This window comes from Rhabdothermincola salaria, from assembly GCF_021246445.1.
Lineage (GTDB): Bacteria > Actinomycetota > Acidimicrobiia > Acidimicrobiales > Acidimicrobilacustridaceae > Rhabdothermincola_A > Rhabdothermincola_A salaria.
In genome coordinates, this window is sequence record NZ_JAJQXW010000005.1 from 77,679 (window position 1) to 102,028 (window position 24,350).

Sequence of the window (24,350 nt, forward strand, 5' to 3'; positions counted from 1 at the left end):
CTTCGACGCGCATGGCGAGCGACGAGTTCCATGCCCTGGCCGAGCGGATGGCGGCGGCTCCGCCCCCTCCCCCCGACGAGACCGTCGAACAGCAGCGGGCCCGCATCGATGCCACCATGAGCCAGCTGCCGCTGGCCGACGGCGTCGAGGCCGTCGAGACCACGGTGGGCGGGGTGGCGGCCATCGAGTGCCGCCCGGGCGACCTGGCCCCCGATGCCCCGGTGGTGCTCTACGTCCACGGTGGCGGGTTCCGCATCGCCTCGGCGCTGGCCTACCGCGCCTACACCTCGCACCTGGCGGCCGTCATCGACGCCCGGGTCGTGAGCATCGACTACCGGCTCGCTCCCGAGCACGCCTTCCCGGCCGCCCTCGACGACACCGTGGCGGCCTACGTCTCGCTGCTCGACGAAGGGGTCCCCGCCGGGCGCATCGTCGTGGCCGGCGACTCCGCCGGCGGTGGCCTGGCGGCCTCGCTCGTGCCGGCCGCCCGCCAGCGGGGACTGGCCCTGCCCGCCGGCACGGTGTGCTGCTCGCCGTGGGTCGACCTCACCGTCACCGCCGCCAGCTACGTCCAGAACGCCGACGTCGATCGCCTCTTCTCCGCCGAGTCGGCCTCGCTCGCAGCCGGGCTCTACCTGGCCGGACACGATCCCACCGATCCTCTGGCCTCGCCGGTGTTCGCCGACTGGGCCGGGGCGCCGCCGATGCTGATCCAGGTCGGCGACGTGGAGGTCCTGCTCGACGACGCCCTGCGCCTGGCGGCCACGGCCAGCGACGCCGGAGTCGACGTCACCCTCACCGTCGCCCCGGAGATGCCCCACATCTGGCCGATGAGCTACCCGGCCTTCCCGGAGGCGGTCGAGGCGGTCGAGGAGATCGCCGCCTTCGTGCACCGGGTCACCTCCCCCTGACTCCACCCAGCGCCTTTTGCACCGGGTCACCTCGCCCCGAGTCCACCACCGCTTTTTGCATGAGAACGACGCTCCATACGGCGCCGAACTCATGCAAGAACGTTCGGGGGTGCGGGGTCGGGGTCGTTCAGACACGTTCGGGGGCGGCGTCGTGATCGTGCAGGAACGTTCGGGGTGGGCGGCGCCGGTGGTTCAGTCGGGCGGGGGCCGGGAGGTCACGCGGGTGGACGGCCTCGTGAGGCCTTGGTGACGACCGCCGCACAGTCGCGCACGGCCTCGGCCGCGGCGAGGGCTGCTGCGGCCGACAGGCCCGGGGCGAAGCCGGTGCCGGAGATGGCGGCCACCACCGTGCCGTCGGCGTCGAACACCGGGGCGGCGATGACGCCGAGGTCGTAGGTGCGGTCGCCCTCGAGGGCCTCGACCGCGTAGGGGCCCTCGGCCATCGCCGTGAGCAGCTCGGTGAGGCCCGAGCGCAGGTCGGCGCGCACGGGCACGTCGGCCAGGTCCGACGCCGCCGCCCCGAAGGTGCGCTGGGCCTCCGAGGCCGCCCCTACGGCCACGCCCCGACGGCGGGTCCAGTCGAGGGCGGAGCGGTGGCGGCGCCGGGCGGCGGACGACGCGGCGGGGTCGCGGGCCAGCCACGCGTCGATCTCGTCGTCGGACGACCAGGCCAGGAACACGGCCCCGAGCGGCGGGGCCAGCGGCACCCGTTCGCCGGCGCGCAGGTCGGGACCGTGGGGCGACGGGTCGCCGGCCCTGGCCAGGAAGATGATCTCGTCGGCGGTGGCGGCGGTGACGACGACCTCGGCGCCGAGGCGCCGGGCCAGCTCCGGTGCCGCGTCGATGGCTCGCCGGATGCCGGGCTGCTCGTCGAGGGCCACCACGCCGGCGGCCACCAGCGCCGGCCCGAGGGCGTAGCTCTTGGTCTCCGGGTGGCGCCGCACGTGCCCGGCGGACTCGAGGGTGTGCAGCACGGCGTGGGCCGAGCCGAGGCTCATGCCCGTGCGGCGCACCACCTCAGAGAGGGTGAAGCGCTGGCCGGGGTGGGCCACGAGCAGGTCGATCACCTGCAGGGCCCGTTGGGCGGCGGGAGCGGGACGGGGCATGTCGGGGGCCTCGGGGTGTCGGATCGCCGTTGACGGTGCCGGCAGCGGCACCTACGCTTCTACCAGTTGCGAAGGACCTTTCGCAATACCGAAATCAGGGGTGGCCGGGGGGCCGCTGCACCACGATGGGGAGTCACCGTGAAGCTCGACCTGCTCTATGAGTTCCAGCCCAAGATCGGCCCGTACGACGAGCCGTTCCCGTACGGGCAGAAGAAGGCCGAGCAGGCCACCTACGACGAGGCGATCGAGGAGATCCGCTTCGCCGACACCCTCGGGTTCAACACGGTGTGGTGCGTCGAGCACCACTTCCGCGACGGCCGCTCGGCCTGCCCGAGCAACGAGGTCGTCCTCGGCGCGCTGTCCACCATCACCGAGAACCTCCGCCTCGGCTTCGGCGTCAGCCTCATGCCGCCCGGCTTCCAGCATCCCGCTCGCGTCGCCGAGAAGGTCGCCACCGTCGACGTGTTGAGCCACGGGCGGGTCGAGTGGGGCACCGGCCGCTCGACCCCGATGGAACAGATCGCCTTCGGCGTGCCCGCCAACGACGACAGCCGGGCCCAGTGGCGTGAAGCCGTCGAGTTCGTGGTCGAGGCCTGGACCAACGAGAGCATCTCCTGGGACACCGACCTCATCTCGTTCCCCGAGCGCAAGCAGTGCCCCAAGCCCTACCAGGACCCCCACCCCCCGGCGTGGCTGGCCGCGGCCAGCGCCCCCTCGGCCGTCGCCGCCGGCAAGAGCGGCTTCGGGCTGCTCTCCTTCGCCCTGTTGCAGCCCGTCGAGGTCATGGCCGACATCATCAACCAGTACCGCGCCGCCCAGCTCGAGGCCGAGATGGAGAACCTGGCCCCGCTCACCAAGGTGCGCAACGACCGCGTCGGCGCCTACACGCTCGTGCACTGCAGTGACGACATGGACGGTGCCCACGACTACCTCTGGGACTCCATCACCTGGTGGTACCGGCACCTGGCCGAGTTCACCCTGCAGTGGGAAGCCCCCAACCTCACTCCCGAGGAGCAGGCCGAGGTGTTCCCGCTGCTGCAGGACACCATCAAGGGCACCGTCGACGTCCAGAACTACATCGACCAGGACATGATCGTGGTGGGCACCCCCGAGGAGTGCCTCGAGAAGATCGTGCGCTACGACGAGGCCGGCGTCGATCAGCTGCTCTGCTACGTCCAGTTCGGCACCGTGCCCCACGACAAGGTGATGCGCAGCATCGAGCTGCTGGGCACCGAGGTCATCCCGGAGCTCGAGAAGCGCGGGCACCGCGTCGACGCCCGCGCCTCGATGGCCTGAGCGCCCGGACCGCACCATGGACATGATCTCGGGCATCCGCGCCAAGGCGGCCGGCACCGCCTCCGACGCCGCCCCCTCCGCCGCTCGCCCCGCGCTCGCCGACGAGCTGGTCGCGGCCTTCTCGCTCGCCGGCCGCAACGCCGTGGTCACCGGGGCGGCCGGCGGCATCGGTCGGCAGGCCGCCGTCACCTTCGCCCAGGCCGGCGCCGACGTCGTCATCGCCGACGTCGGCACCGACGGCCTCGAGGAGACCGCCGCGCTCGTGTCCGCCGCCGGCGGCAAGGCCACCGTCGTACCCACCGACGTCTCCGAACGGGACCAGGTCAACAAGCTGGCCGTCGCCGCCCTGCGCGCCGGTGGTCGCCTCGACGTGTGGGCCAACGTGGCCGGCGTCATCCGCAACACGCTCATCGTCGACGCCACCCCCGAGGACGTCGAGGCCGTCACCCGGGTCAACCAGTTCGGCACCTACTGGGGCGTCGCCGCCGCCGGCCGCGCCATGAAGCAGGGCGGCTCCATCATCAACGTCTCGTCCGCCGGCGGGGAGATGCCGGCGCCCACGCTGTCGATCTACGCCATGACCAAGGCGGCGGTCAACCACCTCACGCGGTGCGCCGCCGTCGAGCTGGGCCCGGCCCGCATCCGGGTCAACGCCATCGCCCCCGGGTTCACCGACACGCCGATGGTGCAGCGCAACTGGACCGGACCCGACGGCACCGTCGACGACGAGGCGCGCGCCCGGTTGCTCGACACCCGAGCGGCGCAGTCGCCCATGAACGTCACGGGAACGCCCGAGGACCAGTCGTGGGCCATGCTCTACCTGGCCAGCGACGCCTCCCGGTTCGTCACCGGGCAGGTGCTGCGGCCCAACGGCGGCGTGGTGATGGCATGACCACCGCGACCAGCCGCGACATCGTCTCGACCCAGGGGGAACAGCCATGACCGCCAGCGACGACTCTCCGGTGCCGGACTTCCTCGGGCGGCTGCGCCTCGAGGGACGTTCCTACGTGGTGGCCGGCGCCGGCCAGGGCATGGGGCGCATGACCGCCCACGCCCTCGCCCAGGCCGGGGCCGCCCACGTGGTGTGCGTCGACCTCGAGGAGGATCGCGCGGCCGACATCGCCCGTGAGCTCGACGAGGCCTCGGGGCGCTCCGTCGCCATCCCCTGGGTGGGCGACGTCACCCGACGCGAGGACGCAGCCCGGCTGGGCGCCGAGGCCGAAGCGGCGACGGGCCGGATCGACGGCCTGGTCGACATCGTGGGCATGGCCCGGTGGCAGTCGATCCTCGAGATGGAGGACGAGACCTTCGACTGGGAGATCGACATCTGCCTGCGCCACGCCTACCTGCTCTCCCAGGAGCTGGGGCGGCGCATGGTGGCGTCGGGTGGCGGCACCATGGTCTTCATCGCGTCGGTCAGCGGGCTCACCGGGGCGCCCATGCACGCCGCCTACGGCGCGGCCAAGGCCGGCCTCATGGCGTGGGTGCAGTCCCTCGCGGTCGAGCTCGGCCCCCACGGGGTGCGGGCCAACGCGGTGGCGCCGGGCACCATCCTCAGCCCCCGGATGGACGCGGTGTTCACCGACGAGCAGCGTGCCGCCAACGGCGGCAACTCCCCGCTCGGGCACATGGGTGAGACCGCCGACATCGCGTCGGCCGCGCTGTTCCTCACCAGCGACCTGGCGGCCTACGTCACCGGGCGCACCGTCGTGGTCGACGGCGGCGTCGACGCCAAGTTCCCGTACCCGGTCACCTTGTGACCCGAGCCGCGGGCGAGGCCACGGTTTCCGGGCTCCCGAGGGGGATGAGTAGTCTCGGGCCCGCCCCGACGCTCTCGATCCCCCCGCTGGAGGACTTGTGAAGACCCCCGTACGCGTTGCCGTCACCGGCGCCGCCGGCCAGATCGGCTACAGCCTGTTGTTCCGCATCGCCAGCGGCCAGATGCTCGGCGAGGACCAGCCGGTCATCCTCCAGCTCCTCGACATCACCCCGGCCCTCGACGCCCTGCGCGGTGTGGCCATGGAGCTCGACGACTGCGCCTTCCCGCTGCTCGAGGGCATCGTGCAGACCGACGACCCCGACGTCGCCTTCGGCGACGTCGACTACGCCCTGCTGGTCGGCGCCCGCCCCCGTTCCAAGGGCATGGAGCGCAAGGACCTCCTCGAGGCCAACGGGGCCATCTTCACGGTGCAGGGCAAGGCGCTCTCCGACAGCGCCTCCAAGGACGTGCGCGTGCTGGTCGTGGGCAACCCGGCCAACACCAACGCCCTCATCGCCATGAACAACGCGCCGAACATCGACAACGGTCGCTTCACCGCCATGACCCGCCTCGACCACAACCGGGCCATGGCCCAGCTGGCCGCCAAGACCGGCACCACCGTGCGCGACATCACCAAGATGACCATCTGGGGCAACCACTCGGCCACCCAGTACCCCGACCTCTTCCACGCCGAGGTCAAGGGCCAGAACGCCGCGGCGCTGGTGGACGACCAGGCCTGGCTCGAGGGCGAGTTCATCCCCACCGTGCAGCAGCGGGGCGCCGCCATCATCGAGGCCCGTGGCCTGTCCAGCGCCGCGTCGGCGGCCAACGCGGCCATCGACCACATGCGCACCTGGGCCCTGGGTTCGCCCGAGGGCGACTGGGTCTCCATGGCCATCCCCTCCGACGGCAGCTACGGCGTGCCCGAGGGCCTCATGTCGTCGTTCCCGGTCACCTGCTCCGGTGGCGAGTACTCCATCGTGCAGGGCCTCGACATCGACGAGTTCTCCCAGGGTCGCATCGACGCCACCGTCACCGAGCTGACCGAGGAGCGCGACGCGGTGAAGGACCTGGGTCTGATCTGACCCGCCCTACCTGCGGACGAGAGCGACCCGACCGGGGCCGGCCGTCGAGGCCGGCCCCCGTCGCGCCCAGGGTGCCCCGTCCGGTCCCCCCCCTCGGGACTACTTCAGGAACTTGCTGGTGGTGTTGTCGGCCAGGACCTTGCCGCCGGTCTGGCACGTCGGGCAGTAGTTGATGGTGTAGCTGGTGTACTCGATGGCGCGGATCACGTCGCCACAGACCGGGCAGTCCTCGCCGTCGCGGTGGTACACGTGGCCGGGGCGCTCGGCGGACTTGCTCATGGCGTCGCGGTCGCGTTCGACGGCCAGGGCGTCGGCGATGCAGTCCCCGATGGCGGCGTGCAGCCGCTCGACGTCTTCGTCGCCCAGCTTGGTGGTGGTGGCGAACGGCGAGAGCCGGGCTCGGTGGCAGACCTCGCTGGCCAGGCGGCGGCCGATGCCGGCGATGCGCCGCTGGTCGCGCAGGAACCCGTGCACCCGCATGGGCCCCTCGGTGAGCGAGGTGCGCAGCTCGTCGAGCGTGAGCTCGGCGGCGTCGGGCCCGAGGCCCTCGAGGGGAGGCTGGGCGGTGATCTCACCGGCCACGACCCACACGCCGGCGCGCTTCTCCTTGGCCATCTCCGAGAGCAGGAGGGCGCGGCCGTCGGCGAACGTCCAACGGGCCAGGCCGCCCCTGGGCTTGGCCGCCTGCTTCTCGTCGGGAGTCAGCCGGCCGCCCTGCATCAGGTGCACGACGAAGGTCGCGGGCTCGAACCGCACCAGGAGGTACTTGCCGAGGCGGTCGATGCCGCGCAGCGGGTGGCCGATCGCGTCGTCGGGCGCGGGGAGCACGGTCTTGAGGGCGGTGAAGGTGAGGGCGCGGAACCCCGAGAGCTCGGCGCCGGCGAAGTGCTCGGTCAGCCGTTCGGCGTGGGCCTGGAGCTCAGGCAGTTCGGGCACGTCGTCACCGGGTGGTGCGGGCTCGGAGCTCGGCGAGGGCGTCGTCGAGGTCGCCGAGCGCACTCTGGTGGGCGATGAGGGCACCGGTGTCGCCACCGACGCGGAGCCGTCCGGCCATGAACGCCGCCTGGGCGCTCTCGGCGCCCGACTGCACGGCCCACGCCGTGTCGACATCGCAGCTGAAGGTGACGTCTGGTGAGGGGTGGGGTCCGACGGTCCAGCGGATGCCCTCGGGCCCGAGCTCCACGTGCCAGGTGACGTCGTCGGCCCCGTCGGTGTGCACGATCTGTTGGATCACCACGGCCGGCGCGACGGCGACGTCCTGGAGCGCTCGGCTCCCGGCCACGGCGGACGACGCAGCCTCCAGCCATTCGGCGGAGAGGTAGGTGGGCATCGCTCGCAGGCTACCGGGACCGGCATCCGGGGGTGCCGGGATCAGGCAACGGAACCGGTGTCCGGCGAAGCAACATGGAGAAATATTACGACAGGCCACTATTTCGTGAGCGGAGCAACTGTTGTCAGGGTGAAGTTGCACTGTCGGCGCGACTGTGGCATCTATGGCGGATGGCAAAACGAGCCCCGGATCGACCTGGTGAACTGAACAACAAGCTGATGCGGGTGGCCCGAGCGCATCGGACCCTCGCCGCGTCGCTGCTGACCCAGGTGGGCCTGCACCCCGGTCAGGAAGCGCTCCTCATGGAGCTGTGGGACGAAGACGGCCGCACCCAGGCCAACCTGGCCGCCGCCCTCGGGGTGGAGCCGCCCACCGTCACCAAGATGCTCCAGCGCATGGAGGCCTCCGGGCTGGTGGACCGTCGCCCCGACGCCACCGATCGTCGGGCCATCCGGGTGCACCTCACCCCGAAGGGGCGCAAGCTCAAGACCAAGGTCGACAAGCTCTGGACCGAGCTGCAGAGCCGTACGGTGGCCGGGTTGTCCGACCGCCAGCAGGCGTCGCTCAGGTCGTTGCTCAACTCCCTCGAGGCCAACCTCACCACCTGAGGGCCCGCCCCGGCGCGGGCTCGAGGCCATCCGAGGGGGCGACTCCCTGTCGCACCGGTGGTCGGTAAGGTGCCGACGAAGGTCGTGTGACCAAAGGAGCGAACCGTGGGACTTCTCGACAACCTCAAGCAGGGCGCCAACAGCCTGGCCACATCGGTCAACGACACCGTGGCCAAGGGCCAGCAGTCGATGGATCAGAGCGGGGCGCGCAAGCACGCCGACGCCCTCCTGCGCGATCTCGGTGCGCTGGTGTACGCCCGCGACACCGAACGGGGCGGACCTTCCGCCGAGGCCGACATCGAGCGCCTCACCGCCGACCTGCGGGCCGTCGAGGCCCAGGGCGTGACCCTCGACCTGCAGCCCAAGGCCGGGCCCCCGCCGGGCGCGGCCCCTCCCCCTCCCGGTGCCGGCACCCCGCCGCCGCCTCCTGGTGGGGCGAGCACCCCGCCGCCGCCTCCTGGTGGGGCGAGCACCCCGCCGCCGCCTCCTGGTGGGGCGAGCACCCCGCCGCCGCCCCCGGGCGCAGCCAGCACCCCCCCTCCGGCGCCGGGTGCCTCCGAGGCCACGCCGCCCCCCACGGTGGAGGCCAGCCCGCCCCCGCCGCCGGCGGACGAGGCCAGCCCGCCCCCGCCGCCCCCTGGTTCGGTGGCCCCTCCGCCGCCCCCCGGCAGCGTCGGTTCCTGACCGACGCTTCGCCCACGGCCGGCCCAACGGGCGGCGCCGCGCCGCGTCCGGCGCGCACCCGTGCCGTCGATACTCGGCGATCTCGACCATCGCCAGCTCCTGAGCGCCGAGGGATCGGTTCCGACCCGCCGTCGGACTGGACGCCCCCACCCTGCGGTGGGGGCGTCGTCGCGTGCTGGCGGTGCCGATCGGGGCGCGGCGCTCAGCGGCGCGCTGATCAGCGGGGCCTGCGCTGGTCAGCGCACCTGGCGCCGGTCAGGCGGGGGAGCTGGCGGGCCGTACGGCGAGGTCGTCGCCTCCACTGGTGGTGCGATCGTCTCGTCTGGTGCCCGGGTTCGGTCCGCTGGTCGACCCGACGGCGGCCTCGTCGGGGTCTGAGGATCGCGGCGTGTCGTCGACGGCGCCGGCCTCTCGTTCCATGCGAGCGGCGACCAGCTCGGGCACGTCGGGCTGGGTGCGCAGCGAGCGCCAGGCGACCAGGCCGGCGAACAGGGCGGTGATGCCGCCCAGGGCGATGGCCCACCGCACGCCGAACACCTGGGCCACCCAGCCGACGATCGGACCCCCGATGGGGGTCGAACCCACGAAGGCCACCGTGTAGAGGGCCATGACCCGGCTGCGCATGGCGGGGTCCGCCGTGAGCTGGAGGGTCGAGTTGGCCATGGTCAGGAACATGACGCTGCCCACTCCCATGAGGGGCAGGACCACCAGGGCGGTGGCGAAGGTGGGGGCGAAGGCGAGGGCCAGGGTGACCGCTCCCAGTCCGGCGGCGGCTGTGGTGAGGCGTCGGTGCGACGGTTGGGTGCGGGTGGCGAAGACCAGGCCGCCCACCACTGCCCCCACGCTCATCGCGCTCTGCAGGAGCCCGAAGCCGTCGGCGCCCGTCTGGAAGGTCTCGCGGGCCAACACGGGGAGGGTGATCTGGTTCTCGTAGGTGAGCAGGCCGATGGCCAGCATCATCAACAGGGGGGTGCGCAGCCCTGGGGTCGACCACACGATGCGCAGACCCTCGCGGAGCTGTCCCTTGGCCCGGGCGACCGGCGGGGCGGTCTCGAGCTCGTCGGTGCGCATCATCATGAGCGCCACGATCGTGGCGCCGAAGCTGAGCCCGTTGGCGAGGAAGCAGATGGCCAGGTCCCAGTACGAGATGACCAGGCCGGCGATGGCGGGGCCGACCAGGCGCCCGATGTTCATGGTGACGGTGTTGAGGCTGACGGCGTTGGTGAGGCGGTCCGAGCCGACCATCTCGAGCAGGAACGACTGCCGGGCCGGCATGTCGGCGGCAGTCACCAGGCCGAGGGCGGCGGCGAAGCCCATGACGAGGCCCAGGGAGGCGACGTCGGCGAGGACCGCCACCCCGAGCCCGATGCCGAGCGCGGCCGTGGCCGACTGGGTGGCGATGAGCAGCCGGCGCTTGTCGACCCGGTCGGCCAGCACGCCGGCCCAAGGCCCGATCAGGAGGATGGGCAGCCACTGCATGGCAGTGACGAGGCCGAGCACGGCGGCGTTGTCGTCGGAGAGCTCGAGGACCAGCCAGGCCTGGGCGATCATCTGCATCCAACGGCCGGTGGTGGCCACGATCAGCCCGGTGAAGTAGAGCCGGTAGTTGCGCACGCCGAGGGCCGAGAAGGTGGTGCGCAGCTCGCGCTGCACGCGCGTCAACGCTCCTCCTCCTGCAGGAGGCGCTCGAGGGCGGGAAGGGCGGCGAGCACGGCCTCGAGGTCGGCCGGCTCGAGGCTGGACAGACGGCGGGCGAGGTAGGCGTTGCGCTCTCGACGGATGCGGGCCAGCTCCCGGTGGGCCTTGGGCGTGGAGCGCACCAACGCCACCCGTCGGTCGTTGGCGTCGGCGATGCGCTCCACCCACCCGTCGCCCTCCAGCGTGCCCACGATGCGGCTGATGGTGGGAGGTTGGACGTTCTCGTGCGCGGCCAGCTCGCCGATGGTGAGCGGGCCGCGACCGTCGATGGTGGCCAGGGCCGACAGCTGCGAGGGGGTGACCCCGGGCGGACTCTCCTGGCGCAGTCGTCGGGCCACCCGCATGAGGGCGAGACGCAGCCGGCTGGCGGTCTCGTCGTCGATGGCGGTGCGGGCCGGGGTGGCGTCGGCGGGGGCCTCGGCGTCGGGTGGGGGAGGGGTCATCGGGCTCTCGGGTCGCAGAAGACGTTAGCGATGCTATCCGTTAGCACTGCTTCGGAAAACCTCCGCCGCGAACCTGTCGGACTTGTGCGTCGACAGGTGGCGCCTTTCTCCGACAGGCTGGGTCCCGGGGGTGGCGGTAAGGTCCGAGATCGTGCTCACCGTGCTCAGCCAGGTCGGCGACGCCGATCGACTCGGCCTCGACCCCGCACTCGCCGATCGGGTCCGAGTGGTGCCCATCCCCATCGAGGGGGAGCTCGAGGAGGGCGTCACCGGCGAGGTGCTGCTCAGCCGTCCCGCCGCCGTGCCCAACTTCGCCCATGTCGTCGAGAGGGGCGTGCGGTGGGTCCACCTCATCGGCACCGGCATCGACGAGTTCCCGCTGCACCTGATGGGCTCGGACCTGGTGCTCACCAATTCACGGGGCATGAGCGCCGTCCCCATCTCCGAGTGGGTCGTGTCCACCATGCTGGCGTTCGAGAAGCGACTGCCCGACGTCTGGATCCACGAGCCGCCGGCGCAGTGGAACATGCCCGCCGCTCCGCTCGGGACCCTCCACGGGCGCCGGGTGGGGCTCGTCGGCCTGGGGGGCATCGGTACGGCCATCGCCGAACGCCTGGTGCCGTTCGGGTGCGAGGTGCGGGCGCTGCGCCGCAGCGACCGTCCCAGCCCGGTGGCGGGGGTCGAGCTCGTGGCCGACATCGATGCGCTCGTCGACGAGTGCCACCACGTGGTCCTGGTGGCACCGCTCACCGAGGCCACCCGTGGCCTGATCGACGCTCGGGTGCTGGCGGAGATGCTCCCCGGTGTGCACCTCGTGAACGTGGCTCGGGGGCCCCTCGTCGACCAGGATGCGCTGCGTGACGCCCTCGACCGGGGGCACGTCGCCTGCGCCAGCATCGACGCCCCCGATCCCGAACCGCTTCCCGAGGGGCACTGGATGTACTCCCACCCGCGGGTGCGGCTCAGCCCCCACGTGTCGTGGAACTGGCCGGGGGCCGGCGCCGACCTCTACCGGGCCTTCCGCGAGAACCTGGCGCGCCACCTCGCCGGCGAACCGCTCGAGAACGTCATCGATCCGTCTGTCGGCTACTGACGGTGGTGCCGCCCGAGGTCGCCGGGCCCGCACCCGGCGACGAGTTGCCGCACGAGCCGTCGGGCGCCGCCACCTTCGTCGAGGGCTGGTCGTTCGTGGCCGGGCCGTCGCCGGTGGCACCGGCGATCGAGGTGGAGCTGGGCCTTCGCCCCACGTTGGGCGACGCCTGGTTCACGGCCCGCCTGACCGGCCCCGACGACCGCATCGTGGTGATCGTGGACCATGCGTTGGAGGCGCCACGCGGTCCGCACCTCGAGGTGCGGGCACCGGGCCTCTGGGCCGACCACGTCGTCGAGGAGCGGTTGCGGCGCTGGAGCCTCGGCGCCGAGGCGTTCGGGGTGGCCCTGGCCTTGGCCGAGGTGTCCGGGGCCGACCTGTTGGACCCCTCGCTGCGGGGTGAGCGGGTGCCGGTGGGCTGGGAGCTCGAGTGGGAGAACGACGAGGACCCCCGATGGGTGGGCGGCACCGCCGGCGAGCGGCGCTACGCGGCGGCGTGCGCCGTCACGGGGGAGGTGCTCGTCGGCCACGACCGCTACGAGGTCGACGCGATCGGGCACCGGTCCCACCGATGGGGACCGGTGCCCGGGAGCACCGACTGAACGTCGGACAGGACCCACTCGTCAGTGGCCTCCGCCGGCCACCTCCACGCCGCCGGCGTTGAACAGGCCGATCGCACCCTTGCCCACGTTGGAGAACTTGTGGGTGACGAACGGGTACAGGCCGTCCTCGGCCAGCGTGAACTCCACGAACCCACCCTGGGCCGGTTGCAGATCGAGCGCCTGGGACCCGCCCTGCGTCGGGTTGCCGGGCTGGAGCAGGTAGGCGCCCTCCTTGAAGACGGTGTCGAAGATCAAGCCCACGACGTGGAAGCTCGAGTTCTCGCTGGGGCCGGCGTCGAGCACCCACACTCGGATGCGCTGGTCCGCCTCCACGGCGATCGGGTGATCCAGGTACTGGTTCACGTAGCCGTTGAAGACCACGGCGTCCCACGCGTCGTCCTGCATCTTGGCCAGGCTGCCCGGTTCACCATCGGGGCCCAGGTAGAACTCCGACTGCACCATGACGAGCTCGTGGTCCACCGCCGGGAGGTTCGGTGGGTCGATGACGATCGCCCCGAACATGCCGTTGCCGATGTGGTGCAGCGCCGGTGCCGTGCCGCAGTGGTACATGAAGATCCCGGCGTACTCGGCCCTGTACTGGTAGACGAGCGACTCTCCCGGGGCGATGGTGCGCATTTCGTCGTTCCACGCCACCTTGCTGGAGTGGAAGTCGATGGAGTGGCCGATCTCGCCGTCGTTCACCAGCGTCACGGTGAACAGGTCGCCGACCTTGCCACGGAGCATCGGGCCGGGGACCTGGTCGTCGAAGGTCCACAGCTCCTGGGTGACGCCGGGGGCCACCTCCATCACCGTCTCGGTGGCCCGCATGGTGATGGTGTGCTCGGTGCCACCCGGGGCCGGCGCCAGGTTCGGGTCGTAGGGGGTGAACTCCACCGGCGTGGTCGCCGAGAAGTCGATGCTGGCCGCGTCGGCACTGTTGGCCTCACCCGCCGATGCGTCCACCCCGGAGCCGCCGGTGACCACGATGTCCATGGTCATGCCCGCGTCCCGGTGTCCTGGCACGGTGCACCAGGCCTCGGTGTCGGCCTCGACCACGCCGAGGCTGACGGTCTCGCGCTCGCCGGGCTCGAGCATGGCGGTGCCGACCCCGCCGGCGAGCACGAGGTCGTGGGGCATGGCCCCGGAGTTGGTGACGTTCACCATCACCTCGGTGCCGGCCGGGACCTCGATGCTGGAGGGCTTCACCCAGAGATCGCCGAGCTCCACGTCGATGGTCTCGGAGCCTCCGGCCGCCGAGCCGGTGCCGTTGCTCTCGTCGATGGCGCGCAGGCCGAGACCCACCCCGACCACGCTCACGATGAGCGCCATGGCGGCGAAGCCCGCCACGAGCACGCTGATGGTGCCACCCCTGCGCTCGTCACTGTCGACCCGTCGCTCGAGGTTCTCGAGTCGGCCCTCGGAATAGTCCTGTAGTGGCTCACTCATGGATATGAGTGTGAGCCGGCCGCCCGGTGCGGCGAAGGGTAGGCAGGACCCCTCCGAGGGGCCGAAGGTCCCGAGAACGCGGACGAGCCGGGCCCTCGGGCCCGGCTCGGTCTCGTCGTCGATGGGGGCCGGCCGGCAGCCGGCGAAGGCTCAGACCTGCTGGCCGAGCAGCTTGCGGTTCTTGAGCTTCGACTTCAGGAAGTCACGGTTCATCAGAGCGATGAAGTCGATCGGGATCTCCTTGGGGCACGCTTCCTGGCACTCGCCGTAGTTGGTGCACGAGCCGAAGAAGGCCTCCATGGTCTCGACCATGTCCTCGGTGCGCTTCCAGCGTTCGGCCTGGCCCTGGGGCAGCAGGTTCAGGTGGGCCAGCTTGGCCGAGGTGAACAGCTGGCCGGCGCCGTTGGGGCAGGCGGCGACGCAGGCCCCGCAGCCGATGCAGGCGGCGGCGTCCATGGCGGTGTCGACCGCCGGCTTCGGGATGAGCATCTCGTTGGCGTCCTGCGCCGCCCCCGTGTCGGCCGAGATGAAGCCACCCGACTCGATGATGGCGTCGAAGGCGCTGCGGTCGACCATGAGGTCGCGGATGACCGGGAAGGCCGCGGCGCGGAACGGTTCGATGGTGACGGTCTCGCCATCGCGGAACTTGCGCATGTGCAGCTGGCAGGTGGCGGTGCCCTTCTGGGGGCCGTGGGCCTGGCCGTTGATCATGAGCCCGCAGGTGCCGCAGATGCCTTCACGGCAGTCACTGTCGAAGGTGATGGGCTCGTGCCCGGCTTCGATGAGGTTCTCGTTGACGACGTCGAGCATCTCGAGGAAGGACATCTCGTCCTTCACGTCGCTGGCCTGGTAGGTCTCGAAGTGGCCGGCGTCGTTCGGGCCGTCCTGGCGCCAGACCTTGAGGGTGAGGTTCACGTGTTCTGCTCCCGAGGATCTTCAGGTGTCGGCCGCGGCTACTTGTAGCTGCGCTGGGACGGCTTGACGTACTCGAACGTCAGGGGCTCCTTGTGGAGCTCCTGGGGGGTGTCGGAGCCCTGCCACTCCCACGCCGACACGAACGAGAAGTTCTCGTCGTCGCGCTGGGCCTCGCCCTCCTCGGTCTGGTGCTCGACCCGGAAGTGGCCGCCGGCGGACTCCTCTCGCATGAGGGCATCGCGGCACATGAGCTCGCCGAGCTCGAAGAAGTCGGCCACGCGGCCCACCTTCTCGAGCGACTGGTTGACGCCGTCGGGCGATCCGAGCACGCGGACGTTCTTCTCGAACTCCTCGCGCAACGCCGGGATCTCGGTGAGGGCCTTCTCGAGGCCGTTGCGGTCGCGGGCCATGCCGCAGTAGTCCCAGACGAGCTTGCCCAGCTCGCGGTGGTAGTACTCCGGCGACTTGGTGCCCCCGACGGAGATCCAGCGCTGCATCTCGTCGCGCACGCCCTGCTCGGCGGCCTTGAAGACCGGGTCGTCGGTGGAGACGGGGTCCTGGCCGAGCAGGCCGGAGAGCCAGTCGCCGACGGTGTAGGGGGCGACGAAGTAGCCGTCGGCCAGGCCCTGCATGAGGGCCGAGGCCCCGAGGCGGTTGGCGCCGTGGTCGGAGAAGTTGGCCTCACCGAGGGCGTAGAGCCCGGGCACGTTGGTCATGAGGTTGTAGTCGACCCACAGCCCGCCCATCGTGTAGTGGGAGGCGGGGTAGATGCGCATGGGCACCTTCGAGGGGTTCTCGTCGGTGATGCGCTCGTACATGTCGAAGAGGTTGCCGTAGCGCTCGTAGACGGTCTTCTCGCCGAGGCGCCCGATGGCATCGCCGAAGTCGAGGTAGACGCCGTTCTTGAGCGGGCCCACGCCGCGCCCCTCGTCGACGACGGTCTTGGCGTTGCGCGAGGCCACGTCGCGAGGGACCAGGTTGCCGAACGCCGGGTACTTGCGCTCGAGGAAGTAGTCGCGCTCGCTCTCGGGGATCTGGTCGGGCGGACGGTTGTCGTCGAACCCCTTGGGCACCCAGATGCGCCCGTCGTTGCGCAGCGACTCCGACATGAGGGTGAGCTTGGACTGGAACGGGTCGCTGGCCGGGATGCAGGTCGGGTGGATCTGCGTGTAGCAGGGGTTGGAGAACAGCGCCCCCTTCTTGTGGGCCCGCCACGCGGCGGTGGCGTTGCAGTTCATGGCGTTGGTCGACAGGTAGAAGACGTTGCCGTACCCGCCGGTGGCGAGCATGGTGGCGTGCCCGGACCAGCTCTTGATCTCGCCGGTGGTGATGTCGCGGGTGACGATGCCGGCGGCGACGCCGTCCTTGGTGACGATGTCGAGCAGCTCGGTCTTGGTGTGCAGCTCGACCCGCCCGAGGGCCACCTGCTGCATGAGCGCCTGGTAGGCGCCGAGGAGGAGCTGCTGGCCGGTCTGGCCGCGGGCGTAGAAGGTGCGCGAGACCTGGGCGCCACCGAACGAGCGGTTGTCGAGCAGACCGCCGTACTCGCGGGCGAAGGGCACGCCCTGGGCCACGCACTGGTCGATGATGTCGACGCTCACCTGGGCCAGGCGGTACACGTTGGACTCGCGGGCCCGGAAGTCGCCGCCCTTCACGGTGTCGTAGAAGAGGCGGTAGATGCTGTCGCCGTCGTTCTTGTAGTTCTTGGCCGCGTTGATGCCGCCCTGGGCGGCGATGGAGTGGGCCCGGCGAGGCGAGTCGTGGAAGGTGAAGCACTTCACGTGGTAGCCGAGCTCGGCCAGGCTGGCGGCAGCGGCGGCCCCGGCCAGGCCGGTGCCCACCACCAGCACGGTGAACTTGCGCTTGTTGGCCGGGTTCACCAGCTTCATGTCGAAGCGGTGGTTGTCCCAGCGGTCCTGGATGTCGCCTTCGGGAACCTTGGAGTCGAGGTCGATGGTGCTCACTGGGCCTCCCTCACCCGACCACGCCGGTCAGCACGGCGATCGGGAACGAGATGTTGGCGCCGGCGACGATGACGGCGAAGCCGATCGCGAAGCCCCGGCGCAGCGGGTTGTGGCGGGGGTTGAACTTGGCGCTCATGGTGCCCAGGGTCTGGAAGAGGCTCCAGGAGCCGTGGTACAGGTGCACGCCGAGGGCGAGGTTGCCGACGATGTAGATGAGGGCGACGGGCCAGCGCTCGAGGCTGAAGACGACGTTGTCGTAGACCTCGCCGTAGACGAACTCGCCGTTGACGGCGTCGACGCCCCAGGTGAGGTCGGCCAGGTGCCAGAAGAGGAAGAGCAGCACGATGACGCCGGTCCAGCGCATCGAGCGGTTGGCCCAGTTCACCGCGATGTAGTCGCGCTTGGACTGGTAGGCCACCGGGCGAGCCTTGCGGTTCAACATGGTGAGGCTGTAGGCGGCGTGGATGTGCAGGGCGAAGGCGGCGATGAGGCCCATGCGCAGGAGCCACAGGGCCCCGGTCTTGGGCAGCAGCGGGTAGGCCAGGCGGCGCAGGAACTCGCCGTAGGCGTTGAAGTCCTCGGCGCCGAAGTACATCTTGAGGTTGCCGACCATGTGGGCGAACACGAAGCCCATGAGCAGGATGCCGGTGATCGCCATCACCCACTTCTTGCCGATCGCCGACCGGTAGAGGTCGATCAGGGCGAAGCCGCCGCGACGCTGCTTGGGAGCGATCGGCGTGGAGGTGATGTCGGGCGAGAAACCGGACGGTTCCTTGGTTGCTGTCACGAGCGGGCCTTTCGAACGTGAGCCGGTGACGGAGTGGACGAGGGCCGTGTCGCTCGGCGCGAGGAGAGCCTGGTCGCCTGCGAGCACGGTGAACGCTACTCAGCGCCTCCGGGCGGTGGCGAACCGGCGACGCAGGTGGTGGTCGCGGAGGGTGTGGCGTCCGACGCCCGAGGTGGGCCCGGAGGGCTCACACGGGGAGGTGGACGTCGCGACGGTGACGACGGCGGACCTCCAGCCCGCCGGGGCCGGTGAGCACCACGTCGAGGACGAGGGACCGGGCGTCGTCGGGCACGTCGAGGCGGATCTCGCCGACCCGGGTGACGGTGTCGGCATCGACGTCGCCTTCCCAGCCCTGGCGCACGACGTCGGTGCCACCGGACCCCTCCCACGTGGCGGTGGTGCCGACCCGGAGCTCGGCCATCGGTCGGCGGTGGTCGTTGACCACGTGCACCTCGAGGCGGTGCCGTTGGCCCGGGGCGAGCGCCTCCGGCGGGCGGTCGACGACTGCGACGAGCGGTCGACAGGCCTCGACGAAGGCATCCCAGGCCGGCTTGGGCCGGCGGTGGTGGTCGAGGAGGGCGGCGGTGATGCCGGGGCCGGGGTCGGCCAGGGCGAAGGCGGCGAACCCACCGGTGGGGCGGTACTTCAGGCGTCGGAGCGCTTCGACGTGGGAGCGCACCAGCTCGGCCTGGTGGGCCCGAAGGGCCTCGGCCCACGCCTCGGACGTGGCGTGGCGCTCCGGTGGGGCCGCCGCCCGCGCCGGGCGGGGTTCGAGGCCGGATTCGGTGGCCAGGGCCGGCCAGTCGAGGTCGGGCCAGGGGCCGGCGGTGGCGAGGTGGGCGTCGTCGGGCGCCGGGGCCTGGGCGCCGAACTCGGCCACGAAGCGGCCCAGGCGGGGCCACCAGCGCAGTAGGCGGGGCAGGTCGTCGATGCCACCCCACCGCCAGCCGGCCCACAGGTGGGTGGAGGTCCCGGACAGCTGGGGCGGGTGGGGCCACACCCCGGAGTGGGCCACGACCGGTCGGCTGCCGTCGCTCTCGCGCAGCACGAGCGCCACGGACCGGTCGAGGACGGTGCGGTTCCAGGAGGGGAGGGCGTGGGCGGCGACGGTGCGGAGTCGCCGGCGCCGGGTGGCTCGGGGCCCCTCCGTCCGGGTCGTGGCGGGATCGCCCACCCAGGGCTCGTGGTGGGCGCACCACACCGCGATCGACGGGTGGTGGGCGAGCAGGTCGACGGCGGCGCGGGCCAGGCGTCGGGCCGGGGCCTTGGCCGAGCGCTGCAGCCCCCACTGCAGGGGGAGGTCCTGCCACAGCAGGATCCCGGCGGCGTCGGCGGCGGCGTAGAGCTCGGGGCGGGCGACGTGGCCGTGCACCCGGAGCAGGTCGAGGCCGGCGTCGACGGCCCGGTCGATGTCGGCGGCCACCTCCTCGGCGGTCGCCTCGGCCGGCAGCAGCCGGGTGGGCCCCACGGCGAGGCCCTTGAGGAAGAGGCGCTCGCCGTTGACCCGGCAGACGAAGTCGTCGAGGGAGACCTGGCGCAGGCCGGTCCTCCAGCTGCGGGCATCGCTCACCCGGTCGTCGAGCACCACCTCGACGGTGACGTCGTAGAGGGGTTGGGCGCCGAGGGCTCGGGGCCACCAGAGCTCGGGTCGGGGGACGTCGACGGTCCACTCGACCCGGTTCTCGCCGGTGGCGAGGTCCTGGTCCCGTTCGACGACGATCGGCGCGTCGATGGTCGCGCCGGGCCCGGCGGTGGCGTCGATGCCGTCCGTGGCGGGGCGGATCGACGTGCGCAGGACCACGCGGCGAGGCTCGGCCGTGTCGACGACGACGCGCAGGGCGAGGGTGGCCCTCTCGGCGTCGGCGCGAGGGCAGCGCAGCCGGCTGAAGCGCATCTGCACCGGCCCGGTGCGGTGCAGGCGGACGGGTCGCCAGATGCCGCCGGGATCGTGCCCGGCGCCCATGAGCGCCGACCGCCCGAACGCACCGGTGAGGTCTCGGGTGAGCCCCGCTCCCACCTCCCCGCACGTCACCTCCAGGGCGAGGAGGTGGTCGTCGCGGCGTCGGAGGGTGTCGGTCACCTCGAACGCGTGGGGTTGCAGGTAGCCGGAGGTGTCGCCCAGGTAGGCGCCGTCGAGCCACACGTCGCTGGCGGCGAACACGCCGTCGAGCACGACGAACGAGCGGTGCTCGTCGTCGCCCCACGGGGCGGTGGGGGAGTCGGGGGTGCGGAACCGGGTGCGGTACAGGACCGGGCCGGACCGGTCGGCGAAGGCCGGCACCGACCGCCAGTGGCCCGGGACGGCGACTGCTTCCCACCCCGAGTCGTCGAGCTCGTCGTCGGCGATCCGCCGGCGCAGCTGGTCGTCGTCGGCGGGAGCGGCGCGCCAGGAGCCCGAGAGGTCGAGATCGGGTCCGGGCGCCATGGCGGGCGACGGTACCCGCGCCGGACCCGCCGGAGCCCCGGAGCACAGCGGTAGCGTGACCGGCAGTGCGAAACCCGGGCCGTCCGGCCGGGGAGGGGAGGAGCCACCATGTCCGACTCGATCGACCGCCCCACCACGCTCGGTGCGCTGCGGGCCTCGGGCTGGGTGAGCCGTCCGGTCAAGGACGAGGTCCGGGTCAACGCCATCGAGCGCATCAAGGCCGGGGAGGCCCTCTTCCCAGGGGTGCTCGGCTACGAGGACACGGTCCTGCCCCAGCTCGAGAACGCCTTGCTGGCCGGGCACGACGTGATCTTCCTCGGCGAGCGGGGGCAGGCCAAGACCCGCATGATCCGCTCGCTCACCGGCCTGCTCGACGAGTGGATGCCCATCGTCGCCGGGTCCGAGATCAACGACGACCCGTACGCCCCGGTGTCACGGCACGCCCGCGACCTGCTGGCCGAGCTGGGCGAGGACACCCCGATCGAGTGGGTGCACCGTGACGACCGCTTCGGCGAGAAGCTGGCGACCCCGGACACGTCCATCGCCGACCTCATCGGCGAGGTCGACCCCATCAAGGTGGCCGAGGGCCGGTACCTCTCCGACGAGCTCACCCTCCACTACGGCCTGGTGCCGCGCACCAACCGGGGCATCTTCGCCATCAACGAGCTGCCCGACCTCGCCGAGCGCATCCAGGTCGGCCTGCTCAACGTGCTCGAGGAGCGCGACGTGCAGGTGCGGGGCTACAAGGTGCGCCTCCCGGTCGACGTGATGCTCTTCGCGTCGGCGAACCCGGAGGACTACACCAACCGCGGGCGCATCATCACGCCCCTGAAGGACCGCTTCGGCGCCCAGATCCGCACCCACTACCCGCTCGACGTGCCCACCGAGGTCACCATCGCCCGCCAGGAGGTGCGCCCCCTCGAGGCTCCCGGGGTCGACGTGACCATCCCCGAGTACATGGCCGAGACGGTCGCCGAGCTGTCGCAGATGGCCCGGCAGAGCCCGCACGTGAACCAGCGCTCGGGCGTGTCGGTGCGCCTCACCGTGGCCAACATGGAGACGTTGGTCGCCAACGCGGCCCGCCGCACCCTGGTCCACGGCGAGACCCAGGTGGTGCCCCGCGTGTCGGACCTCGAGGCCTTGGCGTCGTCCACCGCCGGCAAGCTCGAGATCGAGACCATCGAGGAGGGCCGCGACGAACAGGTCGTCGAGCACCTCCTGAAGGCCGCGGTGCTGTCGGTCTTCCGTGACCACGTGGCCATCGAGCAGCTCCGCTCGATCGTCGACGCCTTCGACGACGACCGCATCGTGCAGGCCGGCGAGGACGTGCTGGCGGCCGACTACGTCGACCTGCTCGACGACATCCCGGCGTTGCGCGAGCCGGTGCTGTCCCTGACGGGTGGCGACGACAGCCCGGCCGTGGTGGCCAGCGCCGTCGAGTTCCTGCTCGAGGGGCTCCACCTGTCCAAGCGCCTCAACAAGGACGCCGTCGGCGCCCGCGCCCAGTACCGCGCCCGGTAGCCATCTCTTCCCGACTCCTCGCGGGGCTCGGCGGGTCCTGCCCCGCGCCGGAACCCTCCGTGCTCAGTCGCTCCAAGCGGCAGCTGCCGCGACACCACGTCGGTCGACGAGCTCGTCGTCGATCACGGGCGGCGGCCGCCGAGCCGCCGTCGCTCCTGTGCGCGCGGAGGAACCACGGTGCGGGTCACCCGCCGAGCCCCACTCGTCGTCGGGCTCGGCGGGTCCTGCCCCGCGCCGGAACTCACTCGGACCCCGACCTGCTGGTGGGAGGGCACTGGTGACAGGCGCAGGAGCGCCAGCGACGGAGCCTCAGATCGGTCCTGCGTTTCGGCGAAGCCGGCGAGGGGAGGCTTGCCGACCCGAGCTGAGTGTCACAGCCGGCGGAGGGAGGCTTGCCGACCGGAGCAAGATGTCACTGGTTGATGAGCTCGCGGGTGGCGTCGGTGCCGGCCACCACGACGCGCTCGACCATGGCGCCGGGGAAGATGCCGTGCTCGACGAGCCCGGGGACGGCCGAGAGCTGCGCGGCCAGGGTCACGGGGTCGCCGATCGGGCCGAAGTGGGCGTCCATGATCAGGTTGCCGTTGTCGCTGCGCCGGTCACGGGTGGTGACCTCGGCGGCGCCCAGGGCCATCACGGCGGCGGCCACCACGCCGGGGGCGAAGTCGAGCACCTCCAGGGGGATGCCGAACGGGCCGAGCTCGGGCACCAGCTTGGACTCGTCGACCACCACGATGAAGCGGTCGGCCATGGCGGCCACGATCTTCTCGCGCGTGTGGGCGGCACCGCCGCCCTTGGTGAGGTCGAACCCCGGGGCCACCTCGTCGGCGCCGTCGATGGCGATGTCGAGTCGGCCGATCTCGTCGGGTGTCACCACCGTCATGCCGAGCGAGGTGGCCAGGTCGTGGGTCTGCACCGACGTCGCCGTGCACACGATGTCGAGGGCTCGTTCGCCCAGCTCGACGATGGTCCAGTGCACGGTGGAACCGGTGCCCAGCCCCACCCGCATCCCGGGTTCGACGTAGCCGGCGGCGTGGCGGCCGGCGGCCTCCTTGGCCACATCCTGGGCGGAGCGTTCGTTCATCCCCCGAGCATCCCACCATCCGGCGTCGCGCATTCCACCATCCGGTGCCGCGCGTCTCACCATCCGGCGCCGCCCTGCGCCCAAAGGGTCCCGGCCCCTCCCTTGCGTTCGTGCATGCGTTCGGCGCGCCATGGAGCGTCGTTCCCATGCAGGAAGGAGCGTTCTCGGGTGCCTTTCATGGAACGCTCTCGGGTTCTTGCATGAATGCGGCGCTCCCTGCGACGTCGTTCCCATGCAGGAACGGGGAGGGAGCGTCACGGGGAGGGAGCGTCACGGGGAGGGAGCGTCAGGCGGGAGGGCGCCGGCCGGCGGCGGTGGCCAGGACAGCAGCGCTGAGGCGGGGGTGGCGGGCGCGGTCGACGAGGCCGTCGGGGACGTCGAGGCCGGTGATCGGGTTCCACCCGTCGATGCCCGTCTCCCAGAGGGCCAGGCCCAGGGGCAGGCCGTCGGCTCGAGCCCCTCGGACCTCGGCGACGGTGCCGGCCGCCACCTCGGTACGCCAGTCGTCCTCGCTGGCCACCAGGCCGGTGCCGAGGAGGGCGAGCGGGCGGCCCGGGTGCTGCTCGGCCAGGCGGCGCACGGCCACGCCGAGCTCCTCGGGCCACGGAGCGGTCCCGTCGGCCGCGACGGGGGCGTCGGCGGGGTAGGGGCCGGTCGTGCCGTCGGCGAACACGGTCCGGGCTCCCCGGAAGGTGAACCCGATCACGTCGTAGGCGCCGGCCAGGCCGGCGACCTCGAACTCCCCGCGTCCGGGCGTGGCCAGCAGCCCTTCGGTGAGGGCGCGGGCCCACATCCCTGACCGGAGGCGGTCGATCTCGCCGGCCCGAGCCACCGCGGCGGCGCGCTCCTCGGGGTGCCGCGACCGTCGGTCGGGGTGGAGGGGCGCCACGTCGATGCACGTCGCGACGGGAGGCTCGCCGCTGCGCAGGAGGCGCCAGGCCTCGTGGCTCACGAGGTGGAGGTCGCGCAGGGTGTCGACGAAGGCCTCGGGGTCCCGCCCGCCGGGCGGGCGGGTGCCGTGGAGGTGGCCCTCGGCGGCTCGCGTGTAGGGATCGAGCACGGGCACCCAGCCGGCCACCAGGTCGCCGAACGCCTCGGCCACGCGGTCGACGTGGCGGGGCCAGGTGCGACGACGCCCCTCGTCGGACCCGAAGCCGCCCTCGTCCTCGCTGAACCAGCCGGGGAGGGGCCCCTCGTGCAGCACCGCCCACACGTCGACGCCGACGCGGCGGGCGGCCTGCAGCACCTCGGTGACCATGTCGGCGGCGTCGGTGTCCCAGCGGCCGGGCCACGGTTCGAGGCGGGCCCAGTCGAGGCCCCAGCGCAGCGTGGTGAGGCCCAGCTCGGCCAGCAGCTCGAGATCGGTGGCGAAGTCCACGCCGAACCCGCTGCCGTCGCGGGAACGGGGGAGACGTCCGTCGGCCTCCCAGCGGGACCAGTCGCTGCGGGGAGAGAGCCCGAGGGTCCCGGACGAGGTGGCGGCGGTGCCCCAGCGGATCGGCGCACCGGCGGCGCGGGTCTCGCCGGTGTCGTCGGGCTGGTGGGGGGAAGGATCGGTCCGGGGGGTCACTCCGGCAGTATTCCCGGTACGGTGCC

General features: G+C 72.0%; 22 protein-coding genes. 10 read left to right on the forward strand and 12 right to left on the reverse strand.

Annotated features, from left to right (window positions below):
• Positions 1 to 11: 11 nt before the first annotated feature.
• A complete protein-coding gene (locus LUW87_RS17030; protein ID WP_232672402.1) occupies positions 12 to 911 on the forward strand; it encodes an alpha/beta hydrolase in 900 nt (299 codons plus the stop codon).
• A gap of 215 nt (positions 912 to 1,126) precedes the next feature.
• Here the strand turns inward: LUW87_RS17030 and LUW87_RS17035 are convergent, their stop codons facing one another.
• Positions 1,127 to 2,017, reverse strand: a complete 891-nt coding sequence (locus tag LUW87_RS17035) for an IclR family transcriptional regulator (RefSeq protein ID WP_232672403.1) — start codon at positions 2,015 to 2,017, stop codon at positions 1,127 to 1,129.
• A gap of 138 nt (positions 2,018 to 2,155) precedes the next feature.
• On the opposite strand from LUW87_RS17035, the gene LUW87_RS17040 reads away from it, so the two are divergent.
• The 4 genes from LUW87_RS17040 to LUW87_RS17055 all read left to right on the forward strand — a co-directional run bounded on the left by LUW87_RS17040 (position 2,156) and on the right by LUW87_RS17055 (position 6,157).
• Entirely contained in the window at positions 2,156 to 3,313 is a 1,158-nt protein-coding gene (locus tag LUW87_RS17040) for an LLM class flavin-dependent oxidoreductase (protein WP_232672404.1), read from the forward strand.
• 16 nt (positions 3,314 to 3,329) lie between these two features.
• Complete coding sequence (locus LUW87_RS17045; RefSeq protein WP_232672405.1) at positions 3,330 to 4,205, forward strand: SDR family NAD(P)-dependent oxidoreductase; 876 nt, start codon at positions 3,330 to 3,332, stop codon at positions 4,203 to 4,205.
• A gap of 46 nt (positions 4,206 to 4,251) precedes the next feature.
• A complete protein-coding gene (locus LUW87_RS17050; protein WP_232672406.1) occupies positions 4,252 to 5,073 on the forward strand; it encodes an SDR family NAD(P)-dependent oxidoreductase in 822 nt (273 codons plus the stop codon).
• Positions 5,074 to 5,170: 97 nt separating this feature from the next.
• Positions 5,171 to 6,157, forward strand: a complete 987-nt coding sequence (locus tag LUW87_RS17055) for a malate dehydrogenase (protein ID WP_232672407.1) — start codon at positions 5,171 to 5,173, stop codon at positions 6,155 to 6,157.
• A 99-nt stretch (positions 6,158 to 6,256) separates the two neighbouring features.
• Here the strand turns inward: LUW87_RS17055 and LUW87_RS17060 are convergent, their stop codons facing one another.
• A complete protein-coding gene (locus tag LUW87_RS17060; RefSeq protein WP_232672408.1) occupies positions 6,257 to 7,093 on the reverse strand; it encodes a DNA-formamidopyrimidine glycosylase family protein in 837 nt (278 codons plus the stop codon).
• Between the two features lie 4 nt (positions 7,094 to 7,097).
• The gene (locus tag LUW87_RS17065; RefSeq protein ID WP_232672409.1) at positions 7,098 to 7,487 is read right to left on the reverse strand and encodes an SCP2 sterol-binding domain-containing protein; all 390 of its coding nucleotides are present in this window, start codon (positions 7,485 to 7,487) and stop codon (positions 7,098 to 7,100) included.
• 170 nt (positions 7,488 to 7,657) lie between these two features.
• Between LUW87_RS17065 and LUW87_RS17070 the strand changes: the two genes are divergently transcribed.
• Together LUW87_RS17070 and LUW87_RS17075 are read left to right on the forward strand one after the other, a co-directional pair.
• Complete coding sequence (locus LUW87_RS17070; protein ID WP_232672410.1) at positions 7,658 to 8,095, forward strand: MarR family winged helix-turn-helix transcriptional regulator; 438 nt, start codon at positions 7,658 to 7,660, stop codon at positions 8,093 to 8,095.
• 105 nt (positions 8,096 to 8,200) lie between these two features.
• Positions 8,201 to 8,779, forward strand: a complete 579-nt coding sequence (locus LUW87_RS17075; protein ID WP_232672411.1) for a hypothetical protein — start codon at positions 8,201 to 8,203, stop codon at positions 8,777 to 8,779.
• A gap of 255 nt (positions 8,780 to 9,034) precedes the next feature.
• Here LUW87_RS17075 and LUW87_RS17080 read toward each other — a convergent pair whose 3' ends face one another.
• Both LUW87_RS17080 and LUW87_RS17085 read right to left on the reverse strand, forming a co-directional pair.
• The gene (locus LUW87_RS17080) at positions 9,035 to 10,432 is read right to left on the reverse strand and encodes an MFS transporter (RefSeq protein WP_232672561.1); all 1,398 of its coding nucleotides are present in this window, start codon (positions 10,430 to 10,432) and stop codon (positions 9,035 to 9,037) included.
• Positions 10,433 to 10,437: 5 nt separating this feature from the next.
• A complete protein-coding gene (locus tag LUW87_RS17085) occupies positions 10,438 to 10,920 on the reverse strand; it encodes a MarR family winged helix-turn-helix transcriptional regulator (RefSeq protein ID WP_232672412.1) in 483 nt (160 codons plus the stop codon).
• Between the two features lie 151 nt (positions 10,921 to 11,071).
• On the opposite strand from LUW87_RS17085, the gene LUW87_RS17090 reads away from it, so the two are divergent.
• Both LUW87_RS17090 and LUW87_RS17095 read left to right on the forward strand, forming a co-directional pair.
• Positions 11,072 to 12,013: an NAD(P)-dependent oxidoreductase gene (locus tag LUW87_RS17090; RefSeq protein ID WP_232672413.1), complete on the forward strand. Its 942-nt coding sequence runs from the start codon at positions 11,072 to 11,074 to the stop codon at positions 12,011 to 12,013.
• Positions 12,014 to 12,015: 2 nt separating this feature from the next.
• On the forward strand, positions 12,016 to 12,612 hold the full coding sequence (locus tag LUW87_RS17095) for a DUF7064 domain-containing protein (protein ID WP_232672414.1): 597 nt from the start codon (positions 12,016 to 12,018) through the stop codon (positions 12,610 to 12,612).
• Between the two features lie 21 nt (positions 12,613 to 12,633).
• Here LUW87_RS17095 and LUW87_RS17100 read toward each other — a convergent pair whose 3' ends face one another.
• The 5 genes from LUW87_RS17100 to LUW87_RS17120 form a co-directional block, all read right to left on the reverse strand.
• Positions 12,634 to 14,058, reverse strand: coding sequence for a multicopper oxidase domain-containing protein (locus tag LUW87_RS17100; protein WP_232672415.1), 1,425 nt, complete (start codon positions 14,056 to 14,058; stop codon positions 12,634 to 12,636).
• A gap of 150 nt (positions 14,059 to 14,208) precedes the next feature.
• Positions 14,209 to 14,973 (reverse strand): succinate dehydrogenase/fumarate reductase iron-sulfur subunit, encoded by a 765-nt coding sequence (locus LUW87_RS17105; protein ID WP_232672416.1) that lies wholly within the window; start codon positions 14,971 to 14,973, stop codon positions 14,209 to 14,211.
• Between the two features lie 38 nt (positions 14,974 to 15,011).
• Positions 15,012 to 16,928, reverse strand: a complete 1,917-nt coding sequence (locus LUW87_RS17110) for a fumarate reductase/succinate dehydrogenase flavoprotein subunit (RefSeq protein WP_346742593.1) — start codon at positions 16,926 to 16,928, stop codon at positions 15,012 to 15,014.
• A gap of 19 nt (positions 16,929 to 16,947) precedes the next feature.
• Positions 16,948 to 17,724: a succinate dehydrogenase cytochrome b subunit gene (locus tag LUW87_RS17115; RefSeq protein ID WP_232672418.1), complete on the reverse strand. Its 777-nt coding sequence runs from the start codon at positions 17,722 to 17,724 to the stop codon at positions 16,948 to 16,950.
• Between the two features lie 187 nt (positions 17,725 to 17,911).
• Entirely contained in the window at positions 17,912 to 20,149 is a 2,238-nt protein-coding gene (locus LUW87_RS17120; protein WP_232672419.1) for a glycoside hydrolase family 2 protein, read from the reverse strand.
• Between the two features lie 108 nt (positions 20,150 to 20,257).
• Between LUW87_RS17120 and LUW87_RS17125 the strand changes: the two genes are divergently transcribed.
• Positions 20,258 to 21,670, forward strand: a complete 1,413-nt coding sequence (locus LUW87_RS17125; protein ID WP_232672420.1) for a sigma 54-interacting transcriptional regulator — start codon at positions 20,258 to 20,260, stop codon at positions 21,668 to 21,670.
• 412 nt (positions 21,671 to 22,082) lie between these two features.
• Here the strand turns inward: LUW87_RS17125 and rpiA are convergent, their stop codons facing one another.
• Positions 22,083 to 22,754 carry a ribose-5-phosphate isomerase RpiA gene (rpiA, locus tag LUW87_RS17130; RefSeq protein WP_232672421.1) on the reverse strand — a complete coding sequence of 224 codons (672 nt, stop codon included), beginning with the start codon at positions 22,752 to 22,754 and terminating at the stop codon, positions 22,083 to 22,085.
• Positions 22,755 to 23,040: 286 nt separating this feature from the next.
• Positions 23,041 to 24,324, reverse strand: a complete 1,284-nt coding sequence (locus LUW87_RS17135; RefSeq protein ID WP_232672422.1) for a family 1 glycosylhydrolase — start codon at positions 24,322 to 24,324, stop codon at positions 23,041 to 23,043.
• Positions 24,325 to 24,350 lie beyond the last annotated feature (26 nt).

What these genes read in the sequence shown, in the direction of transcription:
- LUW87_RS17030 (WP_232672402.1), top strand. Translation starts at nt 12, where the DNA reads ATGGCGAGCGACGAGTTCCATGCCCTGGCCGAGCGGATGGCGGCGGCT.
- LUW87_RS17035 (WP_232672403.1), bottom strand. Translation starts at nt 2,017, where the DNA reads ATGCCCCGTCCCGCTCCCGCCGCCCAACGGGCCCTGCAGGTGATCGAC.
- LUW87_RS17045 (WP_232672405.1), top strand. Translation starts at nt 3,330, where the DNA reads ATGGACATGATCTCGGGCATCCGCGCCAAGGCGGCCGGCACCGCCTCC.
- LUW87_RS17050 (WP_232672406.1), top strand. Translation starts at nt 4,252, where the DNA reads ATGACCGCCAGCGACGACTCTCCGGTGCCGGACTTCCTCGGGCGGCTG.
- LUW87_RS17065 (WP_232672409.1), bottom strand. Translation starts at nt 7,487, where the DNA reads ATGCCCACCTACCTCTCCGCCGAATGGCTGGAGGCTGCGTCGTCCGCC.
- LUW87_RS17070 (WP_232672410.1), top strand. Translation starts at nt 7,658, where the DNA reads ATGGCAAAACGAGCCCCGGATCGACCTGGTGAACTGAACAACAAGCTG.
- LUW87_RS17085 (WP_232672412.1), bottom strand. Translation starts at nt 10,920, where the DNA reads ATGACCCCTCCCCCACCCGACGCCGAGGCCCCCGCCGACGCCACCCCG.
- LUW87_RS17100 (WP_232672415.1), bottom strand. Translation starts at nt 14,058, where the DNA reads ATGAGTGAGCCACTACAGGACTATTCCGAGGGCCGACTCGAGAACCTC.
- LUW87_RS17120 (WP_232672419.1), bottom strand. Translation starts at nt 20,149, where the DNA reads ATGGCGCCCGGACCCGATCTCGACCTCTCGGGCTCCTGGCGCGCCGCT.
- LUW87_RS17125 (WP_232672420.1), top strand. Translation starts at nt 20,258, where the DNA reads ATGTCCGACTCGATCGACCGCCCCACCACGCTCGGTGCGCTGCGGGCC.
- rpiA (WP_232672421.1), bottom strand. Translation starts at nt 22,754, where the DNA reads ATGAACGAACGCTCCGCCCAGGATGTGGCCAAGGAGGCCGCCGGCCGC.